Here is an 854-nt window from a genome sequence, read left to right as displayed (position 1 = left end):
AGCAAGTCCTTCACCCTCACCGGCGCACCTTCTCCCGAAGTTACGGTGCCATTTTGCCTAGTTCCTTCACCCGAGTTCTCTCAAGCGCCTTGGTATTCTCTACCCAACCACCTGTGTCGGTTTGGGGTACGGTTCCTGGTTACCTGAAGCTTAGAAGCTTTTCTTGGAAGCATGGCATCAACCACTTCGTCATCTAAAAGATAACTCGTCATCAGCTCTCGGCCTTAGAATCCCGGATTTACCTAAGATTCCAGCCTACCACCTTAAACTTGGACAACCAACGCCAAGCTGGCCTAGCCTTCTCCGTCCCTCCATCGCAATAACCAGAAGTACAGGAATATTAACCTGTTTTCCATCGACTACGCTTTTCAGCCTCGCCTTAGGGACCGACTAACCCTGCGTCGATTAACGTTGCGCAGGAAACCTTGGTCTTTCGGCGTGGGTGTTTTTCACACCCATTATCGTTACTCATGTCAGCATTCGCACTTCTGATACCTCCAGCAAGCTTCTCAACTCACCTTCACAGGCTTACAGAACGCTCCTCTACCGCATCACCCGAAGGTGATACCCGTAGCTTCGGTGTATGGTTTGAGCCCCGTTACATCTTCCGCGCAGGCCGACTCGACTAGTGAGCTATTACGCTTTCTTTAAAGGGTGGCTGCTTCTAAGCCAACCTCCTAGCTGTCTAAGCCTTCCCACATCGTTTCCCACTTAACCATAACTTTGGGACCTTAGCTGACGGTCTGGGTTGTTTCCCTTTTCACGACGGACGTTAGCACCCGCCGTGTGTCTCCCATGCTCGGCACTTGTAGGTATTCGGAGTTTGCATCGGTTTGGTAAGTCGGGATGACCCC

Annotated in this window: 1 rRNA gene (cut by both window edges); it reads right to left on the bottom strand. The window is 51.4% G+C overall.

Annotated elements, in window-relative coordinates:
* A 23S ribosomal RNA gene (locus JV201_RS03285) occupies window positions 1-854 on the bottom strand (it extends past both window edges: 1,169 nt to the left, 866 nt to the right).

Origin of the sequence: Pseudomonas sp. Colony2 (assembly GCF_019382755.1) — a bacterium.
In the GTDB taxonomy this organism is placed as follows: domain Bacteria; phylum Pseudomonadota; class Gammaproteobacteria; order Pseudomonadales; family Pseudomonadaceae; genus Aquipseudomonas.
The sequence above is the reverse complement of the archived record's forward strand: the minus strand, read 5'-3'. Positions and strand labels throughout refer to the sequence as shown.